The 19,570-nt window shown below is 65.2% G+C and carries 18 protein-coding genes and 1 rRNA gene; 11 read left to right on the plus strand and 8 right to left on the minus strand.

Features of this window, described 5'->3' with window-relative positions; all coding sequences use genetic code 11:
* The 3 genes from B7X65_RS15990 to B7X65_RS16000 all read right to left on the minus strand — a co-directional run.
* Positions 1-604: ribosomal RNA gene (locus B7X65_RS15990) — 16S ribosomal RNA — on the minus strand; the annotation flags it as partial.
* A 491-nt stretch (positions 605-1,095) separates the two neighbouring features.
* Positions 1,096-3,357: a molybdopterin cofactor-binding domain-containing protein gene (locus tag B7X65_RS15995; protein ID WP_293595294.1), complete on the minus strand. Its 2,262-nt coding sequence runs from the start codon at positions 3,355-3,357 to the stop codon at positions 1,096-1,098.
* Positions 3,354-3,833, minus strand: coding sequence for a (2Fe-2S)-binding protein (locus B7X65_RS16000; protein WP_293595295.1), 480 nt, complete (start codon positions 3,831-3,833; stop codon positions 3,354-3,356). The genes B7X65_RS15995 and B7X65_RS16000 overlap by 4 nt, the downstream gene beginning before the upstream one ends.
* A gap of 142 nt (positions 3,834-3,975) precedes the next feature.
* Between B7X65_RS16000 and B7X65_RS16005 the strand changes: the two genes are divergently transcribed.
* Together B7X65_RS16005 and B7X65_RS16010 are read left to right on the plus strand one after the other, a co-directional pair.
* On the plus strand, positions 3,976-5,904 hold the full coding sequence (locus B7X65_RS16005; RefSeq protein ID WP_293595296.1) for an ATP-binding cassette domain-containing protein: 1,929 nt from the start codon (positions 3,976-3,978) through the stop codon (positions 5,902-5,904).
* Positions 5,905-6,035: 131 nt separating this feature from the next.
* Positions 6,036-7,736, plus strand: a complete 1,701-nt coding sequence (locus B7X65_RS16010; RefSeq protein ID WP_293595297.1) for a phospholipase D family protein — start codon at positions 6,036-6,038, stop codon at positions 7,734-7,736.
* Between the two features lie 57 nt (positions 7,737-7,793).
* Here the strand turns inward: B7X65_RS16010 and B7X65_RS16015 are convergent, their stop codons facing one another.
* The 5 genes from B7X65_RS16015 to B7X65_RS16035 all read right to left on the minus strand — a co-directional run bounded on the left by B7X65_RS16015 (position 7,794) and on the right by B7X65_RS16035 (position 12,263).
* Positions 7,794-8,303 (minus strand): DUF2141 domain-containing protein, encoded by a 510-nt coding sequence (locus B7X65_RS16015; protein ID WP_293595298.1) that lies wholly within the window; start codon positions 8,301-8,303, stop codon positions 7,794-7,796.
* A gap of 88 nt (positions 8,304-8,391) precedes the next feature.
* Positions 8,392-8,802, minus strand: coding sequence for a low affinity iron permease family protein (locus tag B7X65_RS16020; protein ID WP_293595299.1), 411 nt, complete (start codon positions 8,800-8,802; stop codon positions 8,392-8,394).
* 94 nt (positions 8,803-8,896) lie between these two features.
* Complete coding sequence (locus B7X65_RS16025) at positions 8,897-10,075, minus strand: adenylate/guanylate cyclase domain-containing protein (protein WP_293595300.1); 1,179 nt, start codon at positions 10,073-10,075, stop codon at positions 8,897-8,899.
* A 42-nt stretch (positions 10,076-10,117) separates the two neighbouring features.
* The gene (locus B7X65_RS16030) at positions 10,118-10,648 is read right to left on the minus strand and encodes a GNAT family N-acetyltransferase (RefSeq protein WP_293595301.1); all 531 of its coding nucleotides are present in this window, start codon (positions 10,646-10,648) and stop codon (positions 10,118-10,120) included.
* Between the two features lie 118 nt (positions 10,649-10,766).
* Positions 10,767-12,263, minus strand: a complete 1,497-nt coding sequence (locus tag B7X65_RS16035; RefSeq protein ID WP_293595302.1) for a PLP-dependent aminotransferase family protein — start codon at positions 12,261-12,263, stop codon at positions 10,767-10,769.
* Between the two features lie 132 nt (positions 12,264-12,395).
* Here B7X65_RS16035 and B7X65_RS16040 point away from each other — a divergent pair, with 132 nt between their 5' ends.
* Genes B7X65_RS16040 through B7X65_RS16080 form a run of 9 tightly spaced genes read left to right on the plus strand, consistent with a single transcriptional unit; the run spans position 12,396 to position 19,466 of the window.
* The gene (locus B7X65_RS16040) at positions 12,396-13,016 is read left to right on the plus strand and encodes a LysE family translocator (RefSeq protein ID WP_293595303.1); all 621 of its coding nucleotides are present in this window, start codon (positions 12,396-12,398) and stop codon (positions 13,014-13,016) included.
* Positions 13,013-13,930 (plus strand): DMT family transporter, encoded by a 918-nt coding sequence (locus tag B7X65_RS16045; protein ID WP_293595304.1) that lies wholly within the window; start codon positions 13,013-13,015, stop codon positions 13,928-13,930. Before B7X65_RS16040 ends, B7X65_RS16045 begins: the two co-directional genes overlap by 4 nt.
* A complete protein-coding gene (locus B7X65_RS16050) occupies positions 13,927-14,256 on the plus strand; it encodes a DHCW motif cupin fold protein (RefSeq protein WP_293595305.1) in 330 nt (109 codons plus the stop codon). The genes B7X65_RS16045 and B7X65_RS16050 overlap by 4 nt, the downstream gene beginning before the upstream one ends.
* 20 nt (positions 14,257-14,276) lie before the next feature.
* Positions 14,277-15,515: a PLP-dependent aminotransferase family protein gene (locus B7X65_RS16055; RefSeq protein ID WP_293595306.1), complete on the plus strand. Its 1,239-nt coding sequence runs from the start codon at positions 14,277-14,279 to the stop codon at positions 15,513-15,515.
* Positions 15,516-16,136 (plus strand): glutathione S-transferase, encoded by a 621-nt coding sequence (locus tag B7X65_RS16060; protein WP_293595307.1) that lies wholly within the window; start codon positions 15,516-15,518, stop codon positions 16,134-16,136.
* Positions 16,137-16,177: 41 nt separating this feature from the next.
* A complete protein-coding gene (locus B7X65_RS16065; protein ID WP_293595308.1) occupies positions 16,178-17,113 on the plus strand; it encodes a PhzF family phenazine biosynthesis protein in 936 nt (311 codons plus the stop codon).
* Positions 17,110-17,823, plus strand: a complete 714-nt coding sequence (locus B7X65_RS16070; RefSeq protein WP_293595309.1) for a VOC family protein — start codon at positions 17,110-17,112, stop codon at positions 17,821-17,823. The genes B7X65_RS16065 and B7X65_RS16070 overlap by 4 nt, the downstream gene beginning before the upstream one ends.
* The gene (locus tag B7X65_RS16075; RefSeq protein ID WP_293595310.1) at positions 17,824-18,462 is read left to right on the plus strand and encodes a LysE family translocator; all 639 of its coding nucleotides are present in this window, start codon (positions 17,824-17,826) and stop codon (positions 18,460-18,462) included.
* Complete coding sequence (locus B7X65_RS16080) at positions 18,459-19,466, plus strand: threonine dehydratase (protein ID WP_293595311.1); 1,008 nt, start codon at positions 18,459-18,461, stop codon at positions 19,464-19,466. Before B7X65_RS16075 ends, B7X65_RS16080 begins: the two co-directional genes overlap by 4 nt.
* Positions 19,467-19,570 lie beyond the last annotated feature (104 nt).

Raw genomic sequence — 19,570 nt, forward strand, 5'->3', positions numbered from 1 at the left:
AACCGCCTGCGCACGCTTTACGCCCAGTAATTCCGATTAACGCTCGCACCCTACGTATTACCGCGGCTGCTGGCACGTAGTTAGCCGGTGCTTATTCTTACGGTACCGTCATTAGCCCTCTTTATTAGAAAGGACCGTTTCGTTCCGTACAAAAGCAGTTTACAACCCGAAGGCCTTCTTCCTGCACGCGGCATTGCTGGATCAGGCTTTCGCCCATTGTCCAAAATTCCCCACTGCTGCCTCCCGTAGGAGTCTGGGCCGTGTCTCAGTCCCAGTGTGGCTGGTCGTTCTCTCAAACCAGCTACAGATCGTCGGCTTGGTGAGCTTTTACCTCACCAACAACCTAATCTGATATCAGCCGCTCCAATCGCGCGAGGCCCTTGCGAGTCCCCCGCTTTCATCCTTAGATCGTATGCGGTATTAGCGTAAATTTCTCTACGTTATCCCCCACGACTGGGCACGTTCCGATATATTACTCACCCGTTCGCCACTCATATTACTCACCCGTTCGCCACTCTCGAGTATTGCTACTCTACCGTTCGACTTGCATGTGTAAGGCATGCCGCCAGCGTTCAATCTGAGCCAGGATCAAACTCTTTAGTTTAATCACTGCAATAATTTTCAACTCCCCACATTTGACTGCGGGAAGAAACTCATAAAAACGGAATTGATGAGAAATCTTGACGATTTCACATTTTCTATCTCCATGAGCGTTTAAGGTCAGAAGACCTGGCTGATCAGCTTTCACTGACTTCGCCTGGCAATCGCCTTCAAACGCCCATACTTATCGGCTGTAAATTTTTAATGATCCTGACTACTTTCGTCACCGCTTGGCGGCTTCGCTTTCGTCGTTAGCTGTAATCAGCTGAGCCTCAAATTATATACCGGATTTTTCATCACAGTCAAACTTTTTTGAAGCTTTTTTTCTGCCTTCTGACTGGAGCCGCCTTTGGCGATTCGCTGTTTCATCAGCAGAGCCATCGACTATAGCACTGTTTTCTGGGGGTTGCGAGAAAAGATGTTGAAAAACGCGTCTTGATCCCCCCTGGCTTCACACCACCGCAACCCGACCGCCTGCCGCTACGCCGGATAAAACTAGAGAACCAGCGGCAGGGACCGCAACCTCGTTCCTGTCAGTGCAAACAAGGCGTTAGCCACGGCGGGCGCGAGCGGCGGCACGCCCGGTTCACCCACACCGCCAGGAGGCCGCGTACTGGCCACCAGATGGGTCTCAACCAGGGGCGCCTGCGCCAGCAGCAACATCGGGTAGTCGGGGAAGTTCCTCTGTTGCACCACGCCATCGTGGATGTCCACCTTGCCGTACAAGGCGGCCGTCAGCGCAAACACCACGGCACTTTCCATTTGCTGGGCGACGATGCCGGGGTTAACCACGGTGCCGCAGTCGATCGCACAGACCACCCGGTGTACACGCGGCTGGCCATCGAGCAGCGAGACCTCGACCACCTGCGCCACGATGGAGCCAAAAGATTCATGCAATGCGATGCCCCTGGCACGCCCCGTGGGCAATTTCCCACCCCATCCGGACTGCTTCGCGGCCAGTTCCAGCACGGCCAGGTAGCGCGGCGCATCCCTGAGCAGCTGCCGGCGCAGGGCCAGCGGGTCCTGCTGCACCGCCAAAGCCAGTTCGTCGATGAAACATTCCGAAAAAAAGGCATTGTGCGAATGCCCCACGGAGCGCCAGAAACCCACAGGGACACTTTTTCGGGTGGCCACATGCGACATGTGCTGGTGGGCAAAGCCGTAAGGCAGGTCAAACAGGCCCTCCGCCGTGGTTTTGTCGGGCGTATCGACGGGGCCGGCCAGCATGGGTACGCCACGTTCCAGCCAGCGCGGACTGATGGCATCGCCGGCCGACCGGATACGCAGGCTGACGGGTTGGCCCTGGGCGTCGACTGCCGCGACCAGCCTGGCCACATGCATGGGCCGGTAAAAGTCGTGGGTGGTGTCTTCTTCCCGGGACCAGATCAGCTGCACCGGACGGCCACCACATTCCAGGGCCACCCGGACCGCCTGGGCGATGTAATCCACCTCCAGCCGGCGGCCAAAACCGCCACCCAGCAAGGTGACGGTGACGCTGACATCTTCCACCGCCACGCCGGCCACGCGCGCTGCGATCGCCGCACCCATCTGCGGCACCTGGGTCGGCACCCAGAGAAACACCTTGCCGTCCCTGACCTGGGCCGTGCAGTTCATGGGCTCCAGCGCGGCGTGCGCCAGATAGGGCGCGCGGTACAAGGCCTCCAGCTTGCGGGCGGCGCCCGCCTCGGCCTGTGCCACGGACCCCTTTTCGTAAAAGGTGAAGCCATCTTCCCCCTGTAACGCAGCTTCCAGCTCGCGCGCGATCTGGCGCGAGTCGAGAGCGCCGGCGGGGCGCTGGCGCCAGTCCACCGGCACCGCCTGCGCCGCCTGCTGGCACTGCCACCAGCTTTTCCCCACGACGGCAAAGCCCGCGGTGGATCCGGCATAGGCAGCCAGGCGCACCAAGCGCTCCACACCCGGCATGGCCAGCGCCGCGTTCACATCAATCGTCCCGGGGGAGCCGCCCAGCATGGGACACAGCCGGATCGCCGCGTAAAGCATGCCGGGCAAACGCACATCGAGCCCGAAACGGGCCGTGCCATCAACCTTGGCGGGAACATCCTTGCGCGGCGCGTTCCGGCCAATGACCTGCCAGTCCTCGCGCGCCTTGAGTGTCACGCTGCCCGGCGGGGTGGCGGCGGCAAAACGGGCCAGTTCACCGTAATGCGCGGATTTGCCCGACGGGTGCGAAATCACGCCGTTGCTAACGGTGAACTCGGCCACCGGCAGGCGCCACTGCAGCGACGCCGCCCCCAGCAGGGAGGCGCGCGCCGTGGCGGCCGCGGCGCGCAGCACCTGCCAGGCGTCGGCCACACTGCTCGAGCCGCCGGTGGCGTTGATGCCCAGCTCACGCGCCAGCTTGCGGACCACCCATTCGCCCGCCCTGACCTTGAACGGTCGCTCCTCGAGCTCGAAGGGGTGAAAAGGCAGGCCGGCGACCAGCATCGCGACATTGCCGTAGATGCTGTCGGCACCGGCCTGCTCAAGGTGGACGCGCGACAGCGGCACATCCAGCTCTTCGGCCACCAGCATGGGCAAGGCCGTGTGGACGCCCTGCCCCATCTCGCTGCGCGCCATGGCCAGCACCACCGAGCCGTCGGCGGTGATCTTGATCCAGCCGTTGAGCGCCACCTGGTCCTCGGCCGGCGGCCAGAGCCGGCCGGAACCGGTGCGCGAGCGCGGCGGCAACGCGCCCCAGCCCACGATCAGGGCACCGGCAGCGCCCGCCGCGCTGAGCAGCCAGGTCCTTCTTTTCATGAACGCTTCTTCACCGGTGCCCGGGCGGCACCCATGCCTGCGGCGCGCTTGATCGCCAGGCGGACGCGCTGATAGGTTCCGCAGCGGCAGATGTTGGTCATGGCGGCATCAATGTCGGCGTCGGTCGGTTTCGGCGTCTTTTCGAGCAGGGCCGCCGCCGCCATCAACATGCCGGACTGGCAGTAGCCGCATTGCGGCACCTGTTCGGCGATCCAGGCGCGCTGCAGCGCATGCGGCCTGGCGGGTGTGCCCAGCGCCTCGATGGTCTGGATGCGCCTGCCGGCCAGGGTGGCCACGGGGGTGACACAGGCGCGCACCGCCTGCCCGTCCACCCGCACGGTGCAGGCACCGCAGGCCGCCACACCGCAGCCGAACTTGGTGCCCGTCATGTTGAGCAGGTCGCGCAGCACCCACAGCAAAGGCATGGCCGGGTCGGCGTCCACCTGCACGGCCTGGCCGTTGATTTGTAGTTCCATAAAACGTCCGGTGGTACCGGGCTGGCCCGGCGCGAGCGGCTGCCCGCCGCTGATGTCCATTGCACTATAGCCATCCGGCCTTCATCTCCCAAAGCCCGGAAACCAGCATGCGAAATGGCGCACCCGGATAATCCCTGACAACATGGCATTAATTACACTTCTTGACGCTCAACTCGCTTTTGGGCACGTCGCACTGCTGGACCACGCAGATTTTTCGCTGGAACCGAACCAGCGCATTGGCCTGATCGGCCGCAACGGCACGGGCAAATCCTCCCTGCTCAAAATCCTCGCGGGTCTGGAAAAACCCGACGACGGCACGCTGCAGCTGCAGCAGAACCTGCGCATCGCCTACGTGCCGCAGGAGCCCAGCCTGGATCCGCACGCTACGGTTTTCATAGCTGCCAGCGCAGGACTGGCAAGGACCAGACACGTGGTGGAGCTGTACCTGGCGGCCGACGAACACACCGACCTGGACGCCCTGCAGTCGGAAATCGAGGCGCTGGACGGCTGGAACTGGGAGCAGCGCGTGGAGGAAACCCTGCACCGCCTGCACCTGGACAAGGACGCCATCGTCGGCTCGCTCTCGGGCGGCACCAAAAAACGCGTGGCCCTGGCCCAGGCGCTGGTCGCCAAGCCCGACGTGCTGCTGCTCGACGAGCCGACCAACCACCTGGACCTCGACTCGATTGCCTGGCTCGAAGAGCTGCTGGTCAACTTCAACGGCAGCATCATCACCATCACCCACGACCGGGCCTTCCTGGACCAGGTCGCGACCGTCATCGTCGAGCTGGACCGCGGCAAGCTGCTGAGCTACCCCGGCAACTTTGCGCAGTACCTGGTGCAAAAGGAAGAGCAGATGGCGCAGGAAGCCGTCATCAACGCCAAGGCCGACAAGCTGCTGGCGCAGGAAGAGGTGTGGATCCGCAAGGGTGTGGAAGCACGCCGCACCCGCAGCGTGGCGCGTATCGGCCGGCTCGAAGCCCTGCGCGACAACCGCTCGGCGCGGCGTGATGCGGTGGGCCGGGTCAACCTGGACGTCTCCAGCGGCGACAAGAGCGGCAAGATCGTGGCCGAACTGACCAATGTGACGAAAAGTTTTGGCCACCCGGGTGCCTCCAAAATCATCGTCAATGGTTTCAGCGCGACCCTGCTGCGCGGCGACAAGGTGGGCCTGCTGGGCCCCAACGGCGCCGGCAAAAGCACGCTGCTCAAGCTGATTCTGGGCGAATTGCAGCCCGATGTGACCCTGCCCCCCGGCAAGGTGCGCCAGGGCGCGAACCTGCAGGTGGCCTACTTCGACCAGATGCGCGACGCCCTGGACCTGGACGCGACGCTGGAAGACTTCATCAGCCCGGGCAGCGAGTGGGTCGAGATCAACGGCCAGAAAAAACACGTCAAGAGTTACCTGACCGACTTTCTGTTCAGCCCCGAGCGCGCCCGCTCCCCCGTGCGCAGCTTGAGCGGCGGCGAACGCAACCGCCTGCTGCTGGCCCGCCTGTTCGCCCGGCCGGCCAATGTACTGGTGCTCGACGAGCCCACCAACGACCTGGACATCGACACGCTGGAGCTGCTGGAAGACCTGCTGCAGAACTACGAAGGCACCGTCTTCCTGGTCAGCCACGACAGGCGCTTCCTCGACAACGTGGTCACCAGCACGATTGCCTACGAGGGCACGCCCGACAACCCGGGTTTCTGGCGCGAGTACGAGGGCGGCGTGACGGACTGGATCACCCAGTCGAAACGTGCGGCGCAAATCATCGGCAGCAACAAGGCAACCGCTGCTCCCGCCAGCACCAAAAATACAGGCAAAAACACGCCGGAGCCCAGCAAGGACGTGCGCGAGCCGCTATCAAAAAAGAAGCTGAGCTACAAGGAACAGCGAGAACTCGACGGCTTGCCGGCGCTGATCCAGCAGCTCGAGTCGCAGCAGAAGGCGATCGAGCAGGAGCTGTTTGACGGCACGCTGTACACGACCAACGCCAAACGTGCGGCCGAACTGAACGCCCGCAACACGAAAATCGAGGAAGAACTGATGGCGGCGTTGCAGCGCTGGGAGACCCTGTCCAGTTAGCAGTCGGGTTGCGCGAGGTCGCCGGCGGATCGGGTAAAACACCTACAGGATTTCGCGCCGGTGTCGGGGCGTGTAACCCCCTTTGAAACAGCGGCCTGCGCTACAGTGGCAGCATTGTCCAAAACCACTTCATGCCCCCACGTACGCCGCCTCCTGCCCGCCTGTTTCTTGCCCCCTGGCGCTGGTTGGCTGCGCTGATGCTGGGTCTGTGGCTGACCGGTTGCGCGTCCCTGCCCAGCGAAGTGGACCGGCCGGTCTCGTCGGCCCTGGCCGACCCGACGGAAACCCGCATCGGTCGGGCCGTGCAAGCCCGCGCTGCCCAGGCGGAAACCCACAACGATTCCGGCTTTGCGCTGGTCAACAGCGCCGAACTGGCCTTCACCAGCCGCATGGCGCTGATCAATGCCGCGCAGAAAACACTGGACATCCAGTACTACGCGATCCATGCCGACGAGACCACGCTGCGGATGTTTGACGCCCTGCGCGCCGCCGCCGCCCGCGGCGTGCGCATCCGCATCCTGCTCGACGACTTCAACACCGCCGGCAAAAACGCCCAGGTGCTCAAACTCGCCTTTGGGAAAAACATCGAGCTGCGCCTGTTCAATCCCCTGCCCGGCGGGCGCGGGTCGCTGTTTTTCCGCATCCTCGGGGCGCTGAAAGACATGGACCGCCTCCAGCGGCGCATGCACAACAAGATTTTTGTCGCCGACAACGCGGTCGCCATCACCGGCGGGCGCAACCTCGGCGAAACCTACTTCGGCCAGGGCGAGTCCACCAACTTCATCGACGCCGACGTGCTGGCGGCCGGGCGGATCGTGCGCGAACTCTCGCGCAGCTTTGACCTGTACTGGAACAACCCGCTGGCCTACCCGGTGCAGTCCCTGATGACCGCAGAACAGCTGGAAGCCATGAAACCGCCGCCGGCAGCGGGCTCGCCGGCAGGCCAGGCCGGGCCGGTCACCAGCGAAGCCAGCGCCTCCGCCGGCGGCAATGCCACCGGCGCCGCCCGGGCCCCAACCGCGAAATCCGCCGTGCGCAAGGTCACCGCGCTGGACGGCTCGGTCAGCGTGGTCGAACCCCTGCCCGACAGCACCAACCTGGCGCTGCTCGAATGGATCTGGGCGCCGTCAACGCTGCTGGTCGACAAGGCTTCCAAGATCGCCGCCGACGCCGACGCGGTGGAAGCGTCGCAGGACACCACGGTCGATGGCCTGCTGCAACTGATGGCAGAGGCCAAAAGCGACCTGCTGATCGTCTCGCCCTACTTTGTACCGGGCCGGCGCATGATGGACCAGCTCGCGGCCATCCGGCGCAAGGACGTGCGCATCCGGGTGCTGACCAACTCCCTGGCGTCCAACGATGCGCCTGCCGCCCATGTGGGGTACGCCCGTTACCGCAAGGAACTGCTGGGCCTGGGCATTGAACTGTATGAAATGCGCGCCGAGCAGGAAGGCACGCTGAGCGGCTTCAGCTCTCTCGGCAGTACCGGCTCGGCAGGCGGCTCACGCGCCAGTCTGCATGCCAAGATCGTGGTGCTCGACGATACCCTGCTGGTGATCGGGTCCATGAATCTGGACCTGCGCTCCCAGTTGCAGAACAGCGAGGTCGCGCTGGTGATCCGCAGCCGCAAACTCTCGGCCGACACCACCCGGCTGATTGAACCGGCGCTCGCCAAGGGCGCCTACAAGGTCGAGCTGGAAAACGACCAGCTGATCTGGCGCGCGCCTCAAGGCTCGCAGCTGAAGGACTCCCGCACGGAGCCGGACGCGAGCCTGGGGCTCAAGCTCATGCTCATGCTGATTGGCCCGCTGGCGCCTGACGAGATGCTCTGAGCGGCCACGCGGCTTTTTCGGGGGCACGGACGGCCGGTCGCCAGGCGGCAAGCGTCGTCAGTAATGCAGGCCGACCGTCATCTCCAGGTTTTCCCCGCCATAGGGAAAGCTGGCGGCCGCAAACGAGGGAGCCCCCAGCAGGGCGCTGGCGTCATTTGAAAACCCGTAGCCCTCCACCGGGATGCCCAGCCAGTTCACATCCAGTTTGCCGTTCATGTTTTCATCATGCACGACGGCCAGGGCATAACTGCCCGGCGCGATGTCTTCAAAGTCGCAGCGTGCCTGCCTGTCCCGGACCTTGATGACCATGATCTGGGTGGCAGCGTGCAAGTATTCCGTCGGAAACCCCACCGACGACTCGAACAGCGCGCAGGCCACGGCGCCTGTGCTGCTCCGGATGTCCAGAATCTTCACGTGAATGCCGGGGCAGGCGGTCTGGGCCAGGGCGGCGGCGGGAAGATTCCCCGCCAGCAGCATGACGCACCCCGCAGCGCAGCGGACGGCCTGCGTCCTCGCATTCTCGATGGTGGCCGTCAGCGCAGACTTTCGAACGTCTGAATCAATCATGATCATCCTCGCAGTTCCGGACCGCATGTCTGGGTCGATCGCAGCAGGACCCGGGGCCGGCTGTCCGGGTCCGTCGCCAGGTGACGGTTCAGGGTTCTGGCGTTCCGGTGTCCCGGAAGCCGCGCTTCAACTCCGCTCTTGCGGCGCTGGCAAGAGCCTGGTATTTGGTCCGGAATGCATCGAGGCTCCCTTCTTCGAGCTCTTCCAGATCGAGCAAGGCGTTGTGTGCGCCCTGTGTTGCGCGAATCAGTTCATCGAGTTTCACCTGGATGGCTTCGGTGTCCCTATTCTGCGTGTTCTGGATCAGAAAAACCATCAGGAAGGTCACGATGGTGGTGCCAGTGTTGATGACCAGTTGCCAGGTGTCACTGAAGCCGAACAGGGGGCCGGTGACGATCCACGCCGCGATCACACCCACCGCGAGCACGAACACCCTGGGGCGGCCGCAGAAGTGCGCCGCCTGTTTCGCGAACCGGGAGTACCAGACGGTGTTATTCATTTAAAACCTCATTGTTTGAAAGGAGTCGGACAACAGCTGCAACGACGGGCCCTCCGGTGCGTCGTCCGCGCCAACGACCCGCTCCGGCGATCACTCATGCAAACACCGCCACGCGCAAAGGCTCGCGCTTGCCTTTGGCCAGGATGTCGCGCTGCTGCATGGGCGCAAGGCCTGCGGCGTCGCAGGCGACGATGCTCACCAGCAATTCGCCGGGCGCGGCGGCATCACACAGGCGTTGCGCGGTATTCACCGTGTCGCCTATGAAATCATAGGCCTTGGCGCCCTCGCCGCCGAGCACCCCTTCGACGACCTGGCCACAATGCACGCCGGCACCGGCCGCCAGATTCGAAGCTGCCAGCAGCTTGCGCGTCGAGGCCAGCATGCGCGAGCCCGCGGTCACGGCCTGGGCCGCATCCGCAAACACGGCCATGACTTCATCGGCGGTGTATTTGAGCTTGATCGGAGGGTGCTCGTTCAGCGCCTCTTCCGCCGTCCGGTAATAGGCATTGAGCATGCGGACCACGGCCTCGGGCGTCTGCGATTCGCTCCAGGCGGTAAAGCCGCGAATGTCCATGAACAAGATGGCGCGACCCACGCGCTGCAGCGACAGGCTGCGCTCGTCAGCAATCGCACGGTCAAGAATGCCACGCCCAAGCGACCACTCCGAATACTGGCGCAGGCGCGCCGTCAGCGAGCGCACCGTGGCCAGTGAGCGGCGCAGATTGATGTCGGCAAAGCCCAGCAGCACCCCGAGCAAGAGCAGCACCACGGCAAGAAAGTCATGCGCGCGGTCGGCAAAGAAGACGTCGAACGACAGCGCTGTGTTCTTGCTGCGGGCCTCGAACAGCGCATACATCACCAGCGGGATCGCCGAGCGCAGTACGTTCTCTGCCAACACCAGAGGGGCCGCGCCCCCCGCTTGCCTGGCCTGCGCCGATTGCAGCAGGGCGAAGCCGAGCGCAAAAGCCCAGTAGGCCTGGTGATGCCACTGCTGGAAGAAAGCGGCGCCCTCAAGGCCCGTCTCGACCAGGGAATAAAGCAGCGGGCCGGCCAGATTGGCGAGAAAAGGCCGCGGCCGGCCGCGCAGGGCCAACCACTCCATCAGCCAGGCCTGCCCGATGCCCGAGGCCAGCAACAGATAGGGGTCGGCGCCGGCAAAATAACCGGGGCGCGCCAGCAGCGCCTCGAGAATCAGCAATACCAGTGGCACATGACCACTGTGGGTGAAGAAGTTGCGCGCAGCGCGTGCGAAAAGCGTTTCAGCAGCGTTCATTCGGAAATACCTGGGCTCCTGCCTGCCATGGTGTGTCCCGGGTCAGGAGAGGCTGGCATCGGGAAGCCCGATGTTGCACCACATGTGGATCTTGGAGACGTAGGCCGGACCTGTGGCGACGGCAAAGGGCTCGACACCATAGGCAACAAAGCCGCAGCTTTCATACAAGGCCCGGGCAGCGTCGTTCCCCTGCGTCACCGTGAGCTGGACCAGCCGGACCCCGGGACGGGCGCCCGCCTGAACCAGCACGGCCTGCACCAGACTGCGCCCCAGCCCCTGCTGGCGACACCGGGCGGGCACATACATGCCGAAGAGGGCGGCCTTGTGGCGCAGCTTCTCGCGCGTCTCGAACGACAGGCCGGCCACACCGGCGAGCCGGTCGTCCTGAAAGACACCGAGCACCCGCTCTGCGGCCAGCGGCGCTTCGCTGAGCCGCGACTGCCACCACGACGGCGGCAGGGCGGCGCGCTCGGCGACGCTGGAAGTGAAAGCGTCGGGATGCAGGGCATAGGCCTCGAGCATGAGCGCCCGGTAGTCGGGCGCGTGGGCAGGCCGGAGTTGCTCGATCAGCATGAAGAGACCCCTTTTTCCTCGCCGGCCCGGGGGACCGCGTTTGCTATTAATTCAATAGCTGCTTGCACCCGCCCATCAAGGGCTGGTGTCCAAAAACACATAAAAACTTGAAGGCAGCTCACTTCATGCTGTCCCGCAGCCGCGCAAACACCTTCCAGAACGCCGCCTCCTGCGTCGTCGCAAAGTTGATGCGCATCAGGGTGCTGGGTTTGCGCACCGCGTGAAACAGCGCACCCGGCGCGATCAGGTAACCCTCGTCGAGCATGCGCTGCGCCAGCGCGTCGGTGTCCACGCCGGTCTCCACCCAGCCGAACAGGCCGGCGGGCTCCGCCGCAAAACTGCAGCCGTGCGCCAGCGCCAGCTTGACGCTGCGCGCGCGCGCCGCGTCCAGCCGTGTGCGAATGCGTTCGGCATGGCGGCGCAGCTGGCCCTGGTCGATGCACCAGGCCAGCGCTTTTTCCAGCAGCGAGGGCGTGGTCAGCGTGCCCAGCAGCTTGGTGTCGAGCAGGCGCTCCACCAGGTCGGGCGGCGCGGCCATGAAACCGACGCGCCAGCCGGGAGCGAGGATCTTGGCAAAACCGCTGACATAAATCGTGCGCTGCAGGCCGTCGAGCGCACACAGCCGCGTCGCATGTTCGGGCGCCAGGTGGCTGTAGGTGTCGTCCTCGACGATGTGGAAGTTGTGCTGGTTGGCCAGCTGCAGCACGCGGTGCGCGCTGCCCGGGGTCAGGCAATAACCGGTCGGGTTGTGGAACACGCTGACGCTGACAAACAGCTTCGGGCTGTGCAGCGCGCAGTACTGCGCCATCACTTCCAGGTCCGGCCCGTCGGCGCGCCGCGGCACCGGCAGGATGCGCATGCCCAGCGCATCGAGCCGGGCAAACTCCACGGCCCAGCCGGGCTCCTCGACCATCACGCAGTCGCCGGCGCGCAGCAGCGTGCGGCTCACGATGTCCAGGGCATGGGTGGCGCCCACGCTGGTGATGATCTGTTCGGGCAGCGCATGCACATTGAGCGCGCTGAGTTTTTGCGAGAGCGCGCGGCGCAGGCCGCTGTCACCCATGGGTTCGCCATAACTGAGTGAAAACTCGCGCAGCGCGCTGCCGCTGGTGACCCTGCGCACCGCCGCCGGCATGAAGCTGGTCTCCAGCCACTCGGTCGGAAACACACCCATGCCCGGTTGCGGCTTGTTGCTGACCTTGTGGAACATGCCGCGGATCAGCGCGGTGGCATCCACCGGCGCCTGCCGGCTCGCCATCCAGGTCGCGGTGCTCCAGCTGCTCAGCGGCGCCGGGGTGTCGGGCGCACTTGCCTCCAGCGCCCCGGTTGCTCCGTTTTTTGTAGCGACACGCGCTGAATGGGCGGGCGCCAGGACTGCATTGAACGATGCATCGCGGACAAAAAACCCGCGGTTCCTGCGCGCCACCACCAGGCCCTGCGCCTGCAACTGGTCATAAGCCGCGACGACGGTGGACACGCTGACGCCCTGCTGCTCGGCACACAGGCGCACCGAGGGCAGGCGCGCGCCGGGCGCCAGCAAGCGGCTGCGAATACGCTCGGCAAACCGGGCGCTGAGCTGCTCGGTCAGGGACTGGGAGGCGGTTTTCATCAACATGGCGGACTCCGGCGGCCCCGGTGCAACGCTGCACCAGCGACCTGTGTGCTGATAATTTGACCAGCACAGTTTGAAAATTTGTCACTACAACTGTATTGGTAGTGTGCTGGCTTGAACTATAAAGTCTGAGTCATGAATTGGCAAGAATTTACAGCCCTGCTGGTGCTGGCGACGGCGATGAGCTTTTCGCCTGGCCCCAACACCACCCTGTCCACCGCCCTTGCGGCCAACCACGGCCTGCGCCGCGCCATGCCTTTTGTCTGCGCGGTGCCGGTCGGCTGGGGCGTGTTGCTGAGCCTGTGCGCGCTGGGTTTGGGCGCGCTGCTGCTGGCGATTCCGCTGCTGGGCCTGGCGATCAAACTCATCGGCGTGGTTTACCTGCTCTGGCTGGCCTCGAAAATCGCGCGCACCCGGCAGTTGGGCCAGCTCAGCGAAGCCGACGCGGAACGCATGAACGTCGGCTTCTGGCAGGGCGCGGCACTGCAGTTCGTCAACATCAAGGCCTGGATGCTGGCGCTGGCGATCGTCAGCGGCTGGATCGCCGGGCGCAGCGACCCCGGCCTGCGTTTTGCCGTGGTGTTGCCGGTGATGCTGGCCTATGCCTTTGCCAGCAACCTGACCTACGCGCTGGTCGGCTCGCTGCTGCGCGAGTGGCTGTCCGGCCCCGCAGGCAGCGGTCGGCGTTTGGTCTGGTTCAACCGCGCCATGGCGGCCGTGCTGGTGGCCACCGCGATCTGGATGCTCTTTTTATGACGCAACAACAGATCAACAAGGGCCTGTGGCTGGGTCTGCTGGGCATCGTGATTTTTGCGGTGACCCTGCCGATGACGCGACTGGCCGTGGGCACGCCCGAGGCGCCGCAGATGTCGGGCGTGTTCATCGCGCTGGGCCGGGCCGTGGTCGCAGCCGCGTTGTCGGCCGTGTTTTTGCTCGCCACGCGCGCACCGCTGCCGCAGCGGCAGGACTGGCTGCCGCTGGCCATCACCGCCGGCGGCGTGGTGTTCGGCTTCCCGCTGTTCACCTCGATCGCCATGCGTTATGTCGAGGCCATGCATGCCAGCGTGATCGTCGGTGTGTTGCCGCTGGCCACTGCCGCCGTCGGCGCCCTGCTGCACCGCCAGCGGCCCTCGGCCGGTTTCTGGCTGTGCGCGGCCCTCGGCAGCGCCCTGGTGGTGGTGTTTGCCGTGCTGCGCTCCGGCGGCGGCGCCGGCCTGTCCATCCATTTCGCAGACCTTCTGCTGCTGGCCGGCATGTTGTGCGCGGCCGTCGGTTACGGCTACGGCGCGCGGCTGTCGCAGCACATGCAGGCCGAACATGTGATCTGCTGGGCGCTGCTGATCTCCCTGCCCCTGACGCTGCCTCTGGCGCTGCTGAGCTGGCCCCAGGCGGCGATCAAGACCAGCGCCTGGGCCGGCTTTGCCTATCTCGGTGTGTTTTCGATGTGGCTGGGCTTTTTTGCCTGGTACCGCGGCCTGGCGCTGGGCGGCACGGTACGTGTCAGCCAGGTGCAGCTGGTCCAGCCCTTTTTGTCCATGCTGTTTGCGGTGCCGCTGCTCGGCGAGCGCCTGGACGCGGTCACCGTGGGTTTTGCCCTGGCCGTGATCGCCACCGTGTTTGCCGGCAAAAAAATGCCCGTCCACACCGTCACCTTGAAGGCCGCCACATGAAGATGAGCCACATTCCTTTCGGCACGACCGACTGGTCCACCGTGGCGCGTACCGAGCATTCGGCACAAAGCGGCCAGGCCTTCTGGCGTACGCAGCAGTTTGGCGAGGTGCGTGTGCGCATGGTCGAGTACACGCCCGGTTACGTGTCCGACCACTGGTGCAGCAAGGGCCATGTCCTGCTGTGCCTGGCGGGTGAACTGCACACCGAACTGAACAACGGCAGTGTGCATGTGCTGCTGCCAGGCATGAGTTACCAGGTGGCCGATGGGGCCGAGGCGCACCGGTCCAGCGCCCCCAAAGGTGCGACACTGTTTATCGTGGATTGACGACAGAAAAGAGAACAACCATGGAAAGAAGCAATATGCACTGGACCCTGGCCGCACGCGCCGAAAAAATGAACCCCTCGGTGATCCGCGAGATCCTCAAGGTCACCGAAAAGCCCGGCATCATCAGTTTTGCCGGTGGCCTGCCTTCGCCCAAGACTTTTCCGGTCAGCGCGTTTGCCGAGGCCTGCGCCAAGGTGCTGCGCGAAGACGGGCCGGCGGCCCTGCAATACGCCGCCAGCGAAGGTTACGCCCCGCTGCGCGAGATGGTGGCGGCCATGCTGCCGTGGAACGTGGACCCCGCGCAGGTGCTGATCACCACCGGCTCGCAGCAGGGCCTGGATCTGCTGGCCAAGATCCTGATCGACAAGGACAGCCCCATCCTGGTGGAAACGCCGACCTACCTCGGCGCGCTGCAGGCCTTCACGCCGATGGAGCCACAGGTGGTGAGTGTGGCCAGCGACGACGAAGGCATTGATGTGGACGACCTCGCACGCAAGGCCAAAGGTGCGCGCTTTCTTTATGTGTTGCCCAATTTCCAGAACCCGACCGGCCGCACCATGAGCGAAGCGCGCCGCGCCGCGCTGTCGGCCCGCGCCGCCGAACTGGGTTTGCCGATTGTGGAAGACAACCCCTACGGCGACCTGTGGTTCGACACGCCGCCGCCGCTGCCGCTGAGCGCCCGCAACCCGGATGGCTGCCTGTATCTCGGTTCGTTTTCCAAGGTGCTGGCGCCCGGTCTGCGTCTGGGTTTTCTGGTCGCACCGAAAGCGCTGTACCCCAAGCTGCTGCAGGCCAAGCAGGCGGCCGACCTGCACAGCCCCGGCTTCAACCAGCGCATGGTGGCCGAGGTGATGAAGGACGGCTTCCTGGACCGCCATGTGCCGACCATTCGCGCGCTGTACAAGTCGCAGCGTGATGCCATGCTGGCCGCGCTGCAGCGCGAGATGCCGGCTGACGTGAGCTGGAACACACCCGACGGCGGCATGTTCCTGTGGGCGCGGTTGCCGGCCGGCATGAACGCGGTGGCGCTGCTGCCCAAAGCCGTCGACAAAAACGTGGCTTTTGTGCCGGGCGCCGCGTTTTACGCCGACAACGCCGACGAACGCACCCTGCGCCTGTCCTTTGTCACGGCCAGCATCGCGCAGATCAACACGGGTATTGCTGCGCTCGCGGCAGCGATCCGGGAGAGCCGTCCCGGCACGGCCATCCTTCGACAGGCTCAGGACGAACGGACTGCGACGAGCGTGGGGGCCAACTAGATGCTGAAGATCTGGGGGCGCATGAGCTCCATCAACGTCAAGAAAGTCGTCTGGACCGCGCAGGAGCTTGCGCTGGATATCCAGCGCACGGAAGCCGGCGGCCTGTTCGGCGTGGTGAAGACCCCTGAGTACATGGCGCTGAACCCCAACTCGCTGGTGCCGGTGATCGAGGACGGGGACTACGTGCTGTGGGAGTCGAATGTCATCGTGCGTTACCTCGCCGCCAAACATTCTTCCGGCCAGATGTATCCGACCGACCTGCGCGAGCGTTTTGACGCCGAGCGCTGGATGGACTGGCAGCAGACCACGCTGAACCCGGCCAGCCGCCCCGGCTTCTGGCAGCTGGTGCGCACGCCGCCCGAGCAGCGCGACGCCGCGCTGCTTGACGAGTCCAACGCCGCGGTCGAGGCGCTGATGGCGATGCTGGACGCCCACCTCGCGCGGCGCAGCTTCATGGTCGGCGAGCGGTTCACCGTGGCCGACATTCCCGTGGCCTGCGAGGTGCATCGCTGGTTCGGCCTGCCGCAACCGCGCCAGAGCCGGCCCCACATCGAACGCTGGTACGACAGCCTTTGCGCCCGGCAGGCCAGCAAGGGCGTGCTGGATCTGGCACTGTCCTGACAACTTCCACCTTTCACCCTTTCACCTTCTGATCCAGCACCATGAAAACCAGGCCCTTCAAACAAGTCGACGTCTTCACCGACCAGCCCTACTTCGGCAACCCGCTCGCCGTGGTGCTGGACGGCAGCGGCCTGGACGACGAAGCCATGCAGCGTTTTGCACGCTGGACCAACCTCTCGGAAACCACCTTTGTGCTGCCGCCCGCCGATCCCGCGGCCGACTACCGCGTGCGTATCTTCACGCCGGGCGGCGAATTGCCTTTTGCCGGCCACCCCACGCTAGGCAGTTGCCACGCCTGGCTGCAGGCCGGCGGCACGCCCAAGCGCCAGGACTTCATCGTGCAGGAGTGTCAGGTCGGCCTGGTGAACATCCGGCGCGAAGGAGCCCGGCTGGCTTTTGCCGCGCCGCCCCTGCAGCGCTCGGCGCCCAGCCCGGCGGTGCTGGCACAGGTGGCCGCCGCCCTCGGCCTGAAAGCGCAGCACATCCTGGCCGCGCAACTGCTCGACAATGGACCAGTCTGGCTGGGCCTGCTGCTGGACAGCGCCGACACCGTGCTGCAGTTGCAACCGGATCACGCCGTACTCAAGAAACATGGCCTGAAAGTAGGTATAGCCGGCGCCCATCAAGCGCAGACAGCTCCTGTTTTGATAGCACGCGCCAACCGCGAGGCGCGCGCTTTTTCCGGCAGCACGCCCACCGGCCCCGCAGAAACAGCCACGGCAGACTTTGAGGTGCGGGCTTTTGCAGCGCCCATCGGCATCGAGGAAGACCCGGTCACCGGCAGCCTGAACGCCAGCCTGGCGCAATGGCTGATCGCCGAAGGCCACGCGCCCGAGCGTTATGTGGCCGCGCAAGGCACTTGCCTGGGCCGCGCCGGCCGCGTCTACCTGACGCGCGAGACGGATACCCGGGGGTCCGCCCAGGTCTGGGTCGGTGGTCCATCGGTCACCTGTATCAACGGCACGGTGACGCTGTGAGCCGCGCCCAGGTCGATCACCTGGTCGTCGTGGCCGACAGCCTGGCGCAGGGCGTGGTCTGGTGCGAAGAGACTCTGGGCATCACGCCCGGCCCCGGCGGCGAACACCCGCTGATGGGCACACACAACCGCCTGTTCAGCGTGGCCGGCCCCGCCTTCCCGCGCGCCTACTTCGAAATCATTGCGATCCAGCCCGGCGTCACACCCCTCAGGGCGGCCGGCACGCAGCGCTGGTTCGACATGGACGACCGCGAACTGCAGGCGCGTGTGGCCAGTGAAGGCCCGCAGCTGGTGCATTTTGTCGCCAGCGTGCCCGGCGTGGTCTCGGCCGTCAAGGCACTGGCCGCCCTCGGGCTGGACCGCGGCAGCGTCCTGGAAGTCGCGCGCCAGACCGCGACGGCCCTGCTCCAGTGGCGCATCACCGTGCGCGACGATGGCCAGCGACTGCTCTACGGCGGCCTGCCAACCCTGATCCAGTGGGGTGAAGCCGGCGAGGACCCGGCCCGCGCCGCCCACCCACTGGACGCGATGCCGGCGTCTGGCGTCACGCTGCAGGCGCTGCAGGTCAGCCACCCGCAGCCCGACAAGTTGCAGGCCGCCCATGCCGCCATCGGGCTGGCCGGTGTGACGGTGACCCAGGGTGCGCCCAATCTTCTGGCCACGCTGCAGACGCCGCGCGGCCTCGTCACGCTCGAATCGAAAGGTGTCTAGATGTTGACAACACAGGAACTCGCCTGGTTCGCCCTCGTCGCGCTGGCGCTGGTGCTCACACCCGGGCCCAACATGATTTACTGCATCTCGCGCACCTTGTGCCAGGGACGCGCTGCCGGCATGGTCTCGCTGGGCGGTGTGGCCCTCGGTTTTGTGGTGCATCTGCTGGGCGCGTCCTTCGGCCTGAGCGCCTTGCTTCTGGCGGCGCCGCTGGCGTTCACCGCGATCAAGGTCGCCGGCGCGCTCTACCTGCTGTGGCTGGCCTGGCAGGCCGTCAAACCCGGCGGGCTGTCGCCGTTTGAAACCCGTAGCCTGCCGCACGACCCGCCGCGCAAGTTGTTCCTGATGGGCTTCATGACCAATTTGCTGAACCCCAAGGTCGCGATGTTTTACCTGTCCTTCTTCCCGCAGTTTTTGCACCCCGAGCGCGGTCAGGTCCTGCTGCAAAGCCTGAGCCTGGGCGCCGTGCAGATTGCCGTGAGCCTGGCCATCAACACCGTGATCATCTTTTTCGCCGCCGGCCTGGCGGTTTTTCTCAACCGCAACATCGCCTGGATGCGCGTGCAGCGTTATGTCATGGGCAGCGTGCTGGGCCTGCTGGCGCTGCGCCTGCTGAGCGAAAAACGGACAAGCACATGAACGCCATTCTGAAAGACCTGCGCAGCAGCCCGCTGCCTTCACTCGCAGACATCGAAGCCGCGGCCCGCGTGGTTTACCGCGAGTTCCAGGCCACGCCGCAATACCGCTGGGGCCTGTCGAGCCAGCGGCTGGGCACCGACTGCTGGATCAAACACGAGAACCACACGCCGGTCGGCGCTTTCAAGATACGCGGCGGGCTGACTTATTTCGATGCCTTGAGCCAGGCCGGCACGCTACCGAAGGAAGTCATCAGCGCCACCCGGGGCAACCACGGCCAGAGCATAGGCTGGGCGGCACGCGCGCATGGCGTGGCCTGCACCATCGTGGTTCCGCACGGCAACTCGCTGGAGAAAAACGCCGCCATGCGCGCGCTTGGCGTCACGCTGATCGAACACGGCGAAGACTTCCAGGAAAGCCGCGAGTACGCGATGCGCCTGGCGACCGAACGCGGCGCACACATGGTGCCGAGTTTTCATGCCGACCTGCTCAGCGGCGTGAGCACCTACTGGTGGGAGTTCATGCTGGCGGTGCCGCAACTCGATGTGGTCTATGTGCCGATCGGCCAGGGCTCGGGCGCATGTTCGGCCATTGCCGCCAAGCTGGCACTGGGCCGCAAGCTGCGCATCGTCGGTGTGGTCAGCGCCCATGCCACCACCTATGCCGACTCACTGGCCGCGGGCCGCGTCGTCGAAGCGCCGGTCAGCACCCAGCTGGCCGACGGCATGGCCTGCCGCATCGCGGACCCGGCCGCACTCGACATCCTGCTGCCGCACCTGGACCACATCGTGAAGGTCACCGATGCCGAGGTCGCGCAGGCCATGCGCGACCTGTATGCCGACACCCACAACATTGCCGAGGGTGCGGGCGCCGCGAGTTTTGCAGCCGCCATGCAGGAACGCGCGCAACTCAAGGGCCAGGTGGTGGGCACCACGCTGTGCGGCGGCAACGTGGACAGCGCCACTGTCGCCAAGATATTGAGCCCCCACGCTTCTCGCTTCGCGTAGTGCGCTGCCCCCCAGGGGGGCGCTGCGCCTGCGGCCCGGCGAAGCCGGTTCCGCGGCCCCGGCTGGACTGACTACTTTTAACGGTGGTCACACGCGTGACTGGG

Origin of the sequence: Polaromonas sp. 39-63-25 (assembly GCF_002278925.1) — a bacterium.
Taxonomy (GTDB): Bacteria; Pseudomonadota; Gammaproteobacteria; order Burkholderiales; family Burkholderiaceae_C; genus Polaromonas.

What these genes read in the sequence shown, in the direction of transcription:
- B7X65_RS16045 (WP_293595304.1), top strand. Translation starts at nt 13,013, where the DNA reads ATGACGCAACAACAGATCAACAAGGGCCTGTGGCTGGGTCTGCTGGGC.
- B7X65_RS16010 (WP_293595297.1), top strand. Translation starts at nt 6,036, where the DNA reads ATGCCCCCACGTACGCCGCCTCCTGCCCGCCTGTTTCTTGCCCCCTGG.
- B7X65_RS16005 (WP_293595296.1), top strand. Translation starts at nt 3,976, where the DNA reads ATGGCATTAATTACACTTCTTGACGCTCAACTCGCTTTTGGGCACGTC.
- B7X65_RS16050 (WP_293595305.1), top strand. Translation starts at nt 13,927, where the DNA reads ATGAAGATGAGCCACATTCCTTTCGGCACGACCGACTGGTCCACCGTG.
- B7X65_RS16000 (WP_293595295.1), bottom strand. Translation starts at nt 3,833, where the DNA reads ATGGAACTACAAATCAACGGCCAGGCCGTGCAGGTGGACGCCGACCCG.
- B7X65_RS16060 (WP_293595307.1), top strand. Translation starts at nt 15,516, where the DNA reads ATGCTGAAGATCTGGGGGCGCATGAGCTCCATCAACGTCAAGAAAGTC.
- B7X65_RS16030 (WP_293595301.1), bottom strand. Translation starts at nt 10,648, where the DNA reads ATGCTGATCGAGCAACTCCGGCCTGCCCACGCGCCCGACTACCGGGCG.
- B7X65_RS16075 (WP_293595310.1), top strand. Translation starts at nt 17,824, where the DNA reads ATGTTGACAACACAGGAACTCGCCTGGTTCGCCCTCGTCGCGCTGGCG.
- B7X65_RS16035 (WP_293595302.1), bottom strand. Translation starts at nt 12,263, where the DNA reads ATGTTGATGAAAACCGCCTCCCAGTCCCTGACCGAGCAGCTCAGCGCC.
- B7X65_RS16080 (WP_293595311.1), top strand. Translation starts at nt 18,459, where the DNA reads ATGAACGCCATTCTGAAAGACCTGCGCAGCAGCCCGCTGCCTTCACTC.
- B7X65_RS16025 (WP_293595300.1), bottom strand. Translation starts at nt 10,075, where the DNA reads ATGAACGCTGCTGAAACGCTTTTCGCACGCGCTGCGCGCAACTTCTTC.
- B7X65_RS16065 (WP_293595308.1), top strand. Translation starts at nt 16,178, where the DNA reads ATGAAAACCAGGCCCTTCAAACAAGTCGACGTCTTCACCGACCAGCCC.
- B7X65_RS15995 (WP_293595294.1), bottom strand. Translation starts at nt 3,357, where the DNA reads ATGAAAAGAAGGACCTGGCTGCTCAGCGCGGCGGGCGCTGCCGGTGCC.
- B7X65_RS16015 (WP_293595298.1), bottom strand. Translation starts at nt 8,303, where the DNA reads ATGATTGATTCAGACGTTCGAAAGTCTGCGCTGACGGCCACCATCGAG.
- B7X65_RS16020 (WP_293595299.1), bottom strand. Translation starts at nt 8,802, where the DNA reads ATGAATAACACCGTCTGGTACTCCCGGTTCGCGAAACAGGCGGCGCAC.
- B7X65_RS16040 (WP_293595303.1), top strand. Translation starts at nt 12,396, where the DNA reads ATGAATTGGCAAGAATTTACAGCCCTGCTGGTGCTGGCGACGGCGATG.
- B7X65_RS16055 (WP_293595306.1), top strand. Translation starts at nt 14,277, where the DNA reads ATGGAAAGAAGCAATATGCACTGGACCCTGGCCGCACGCGCCGAAAAA.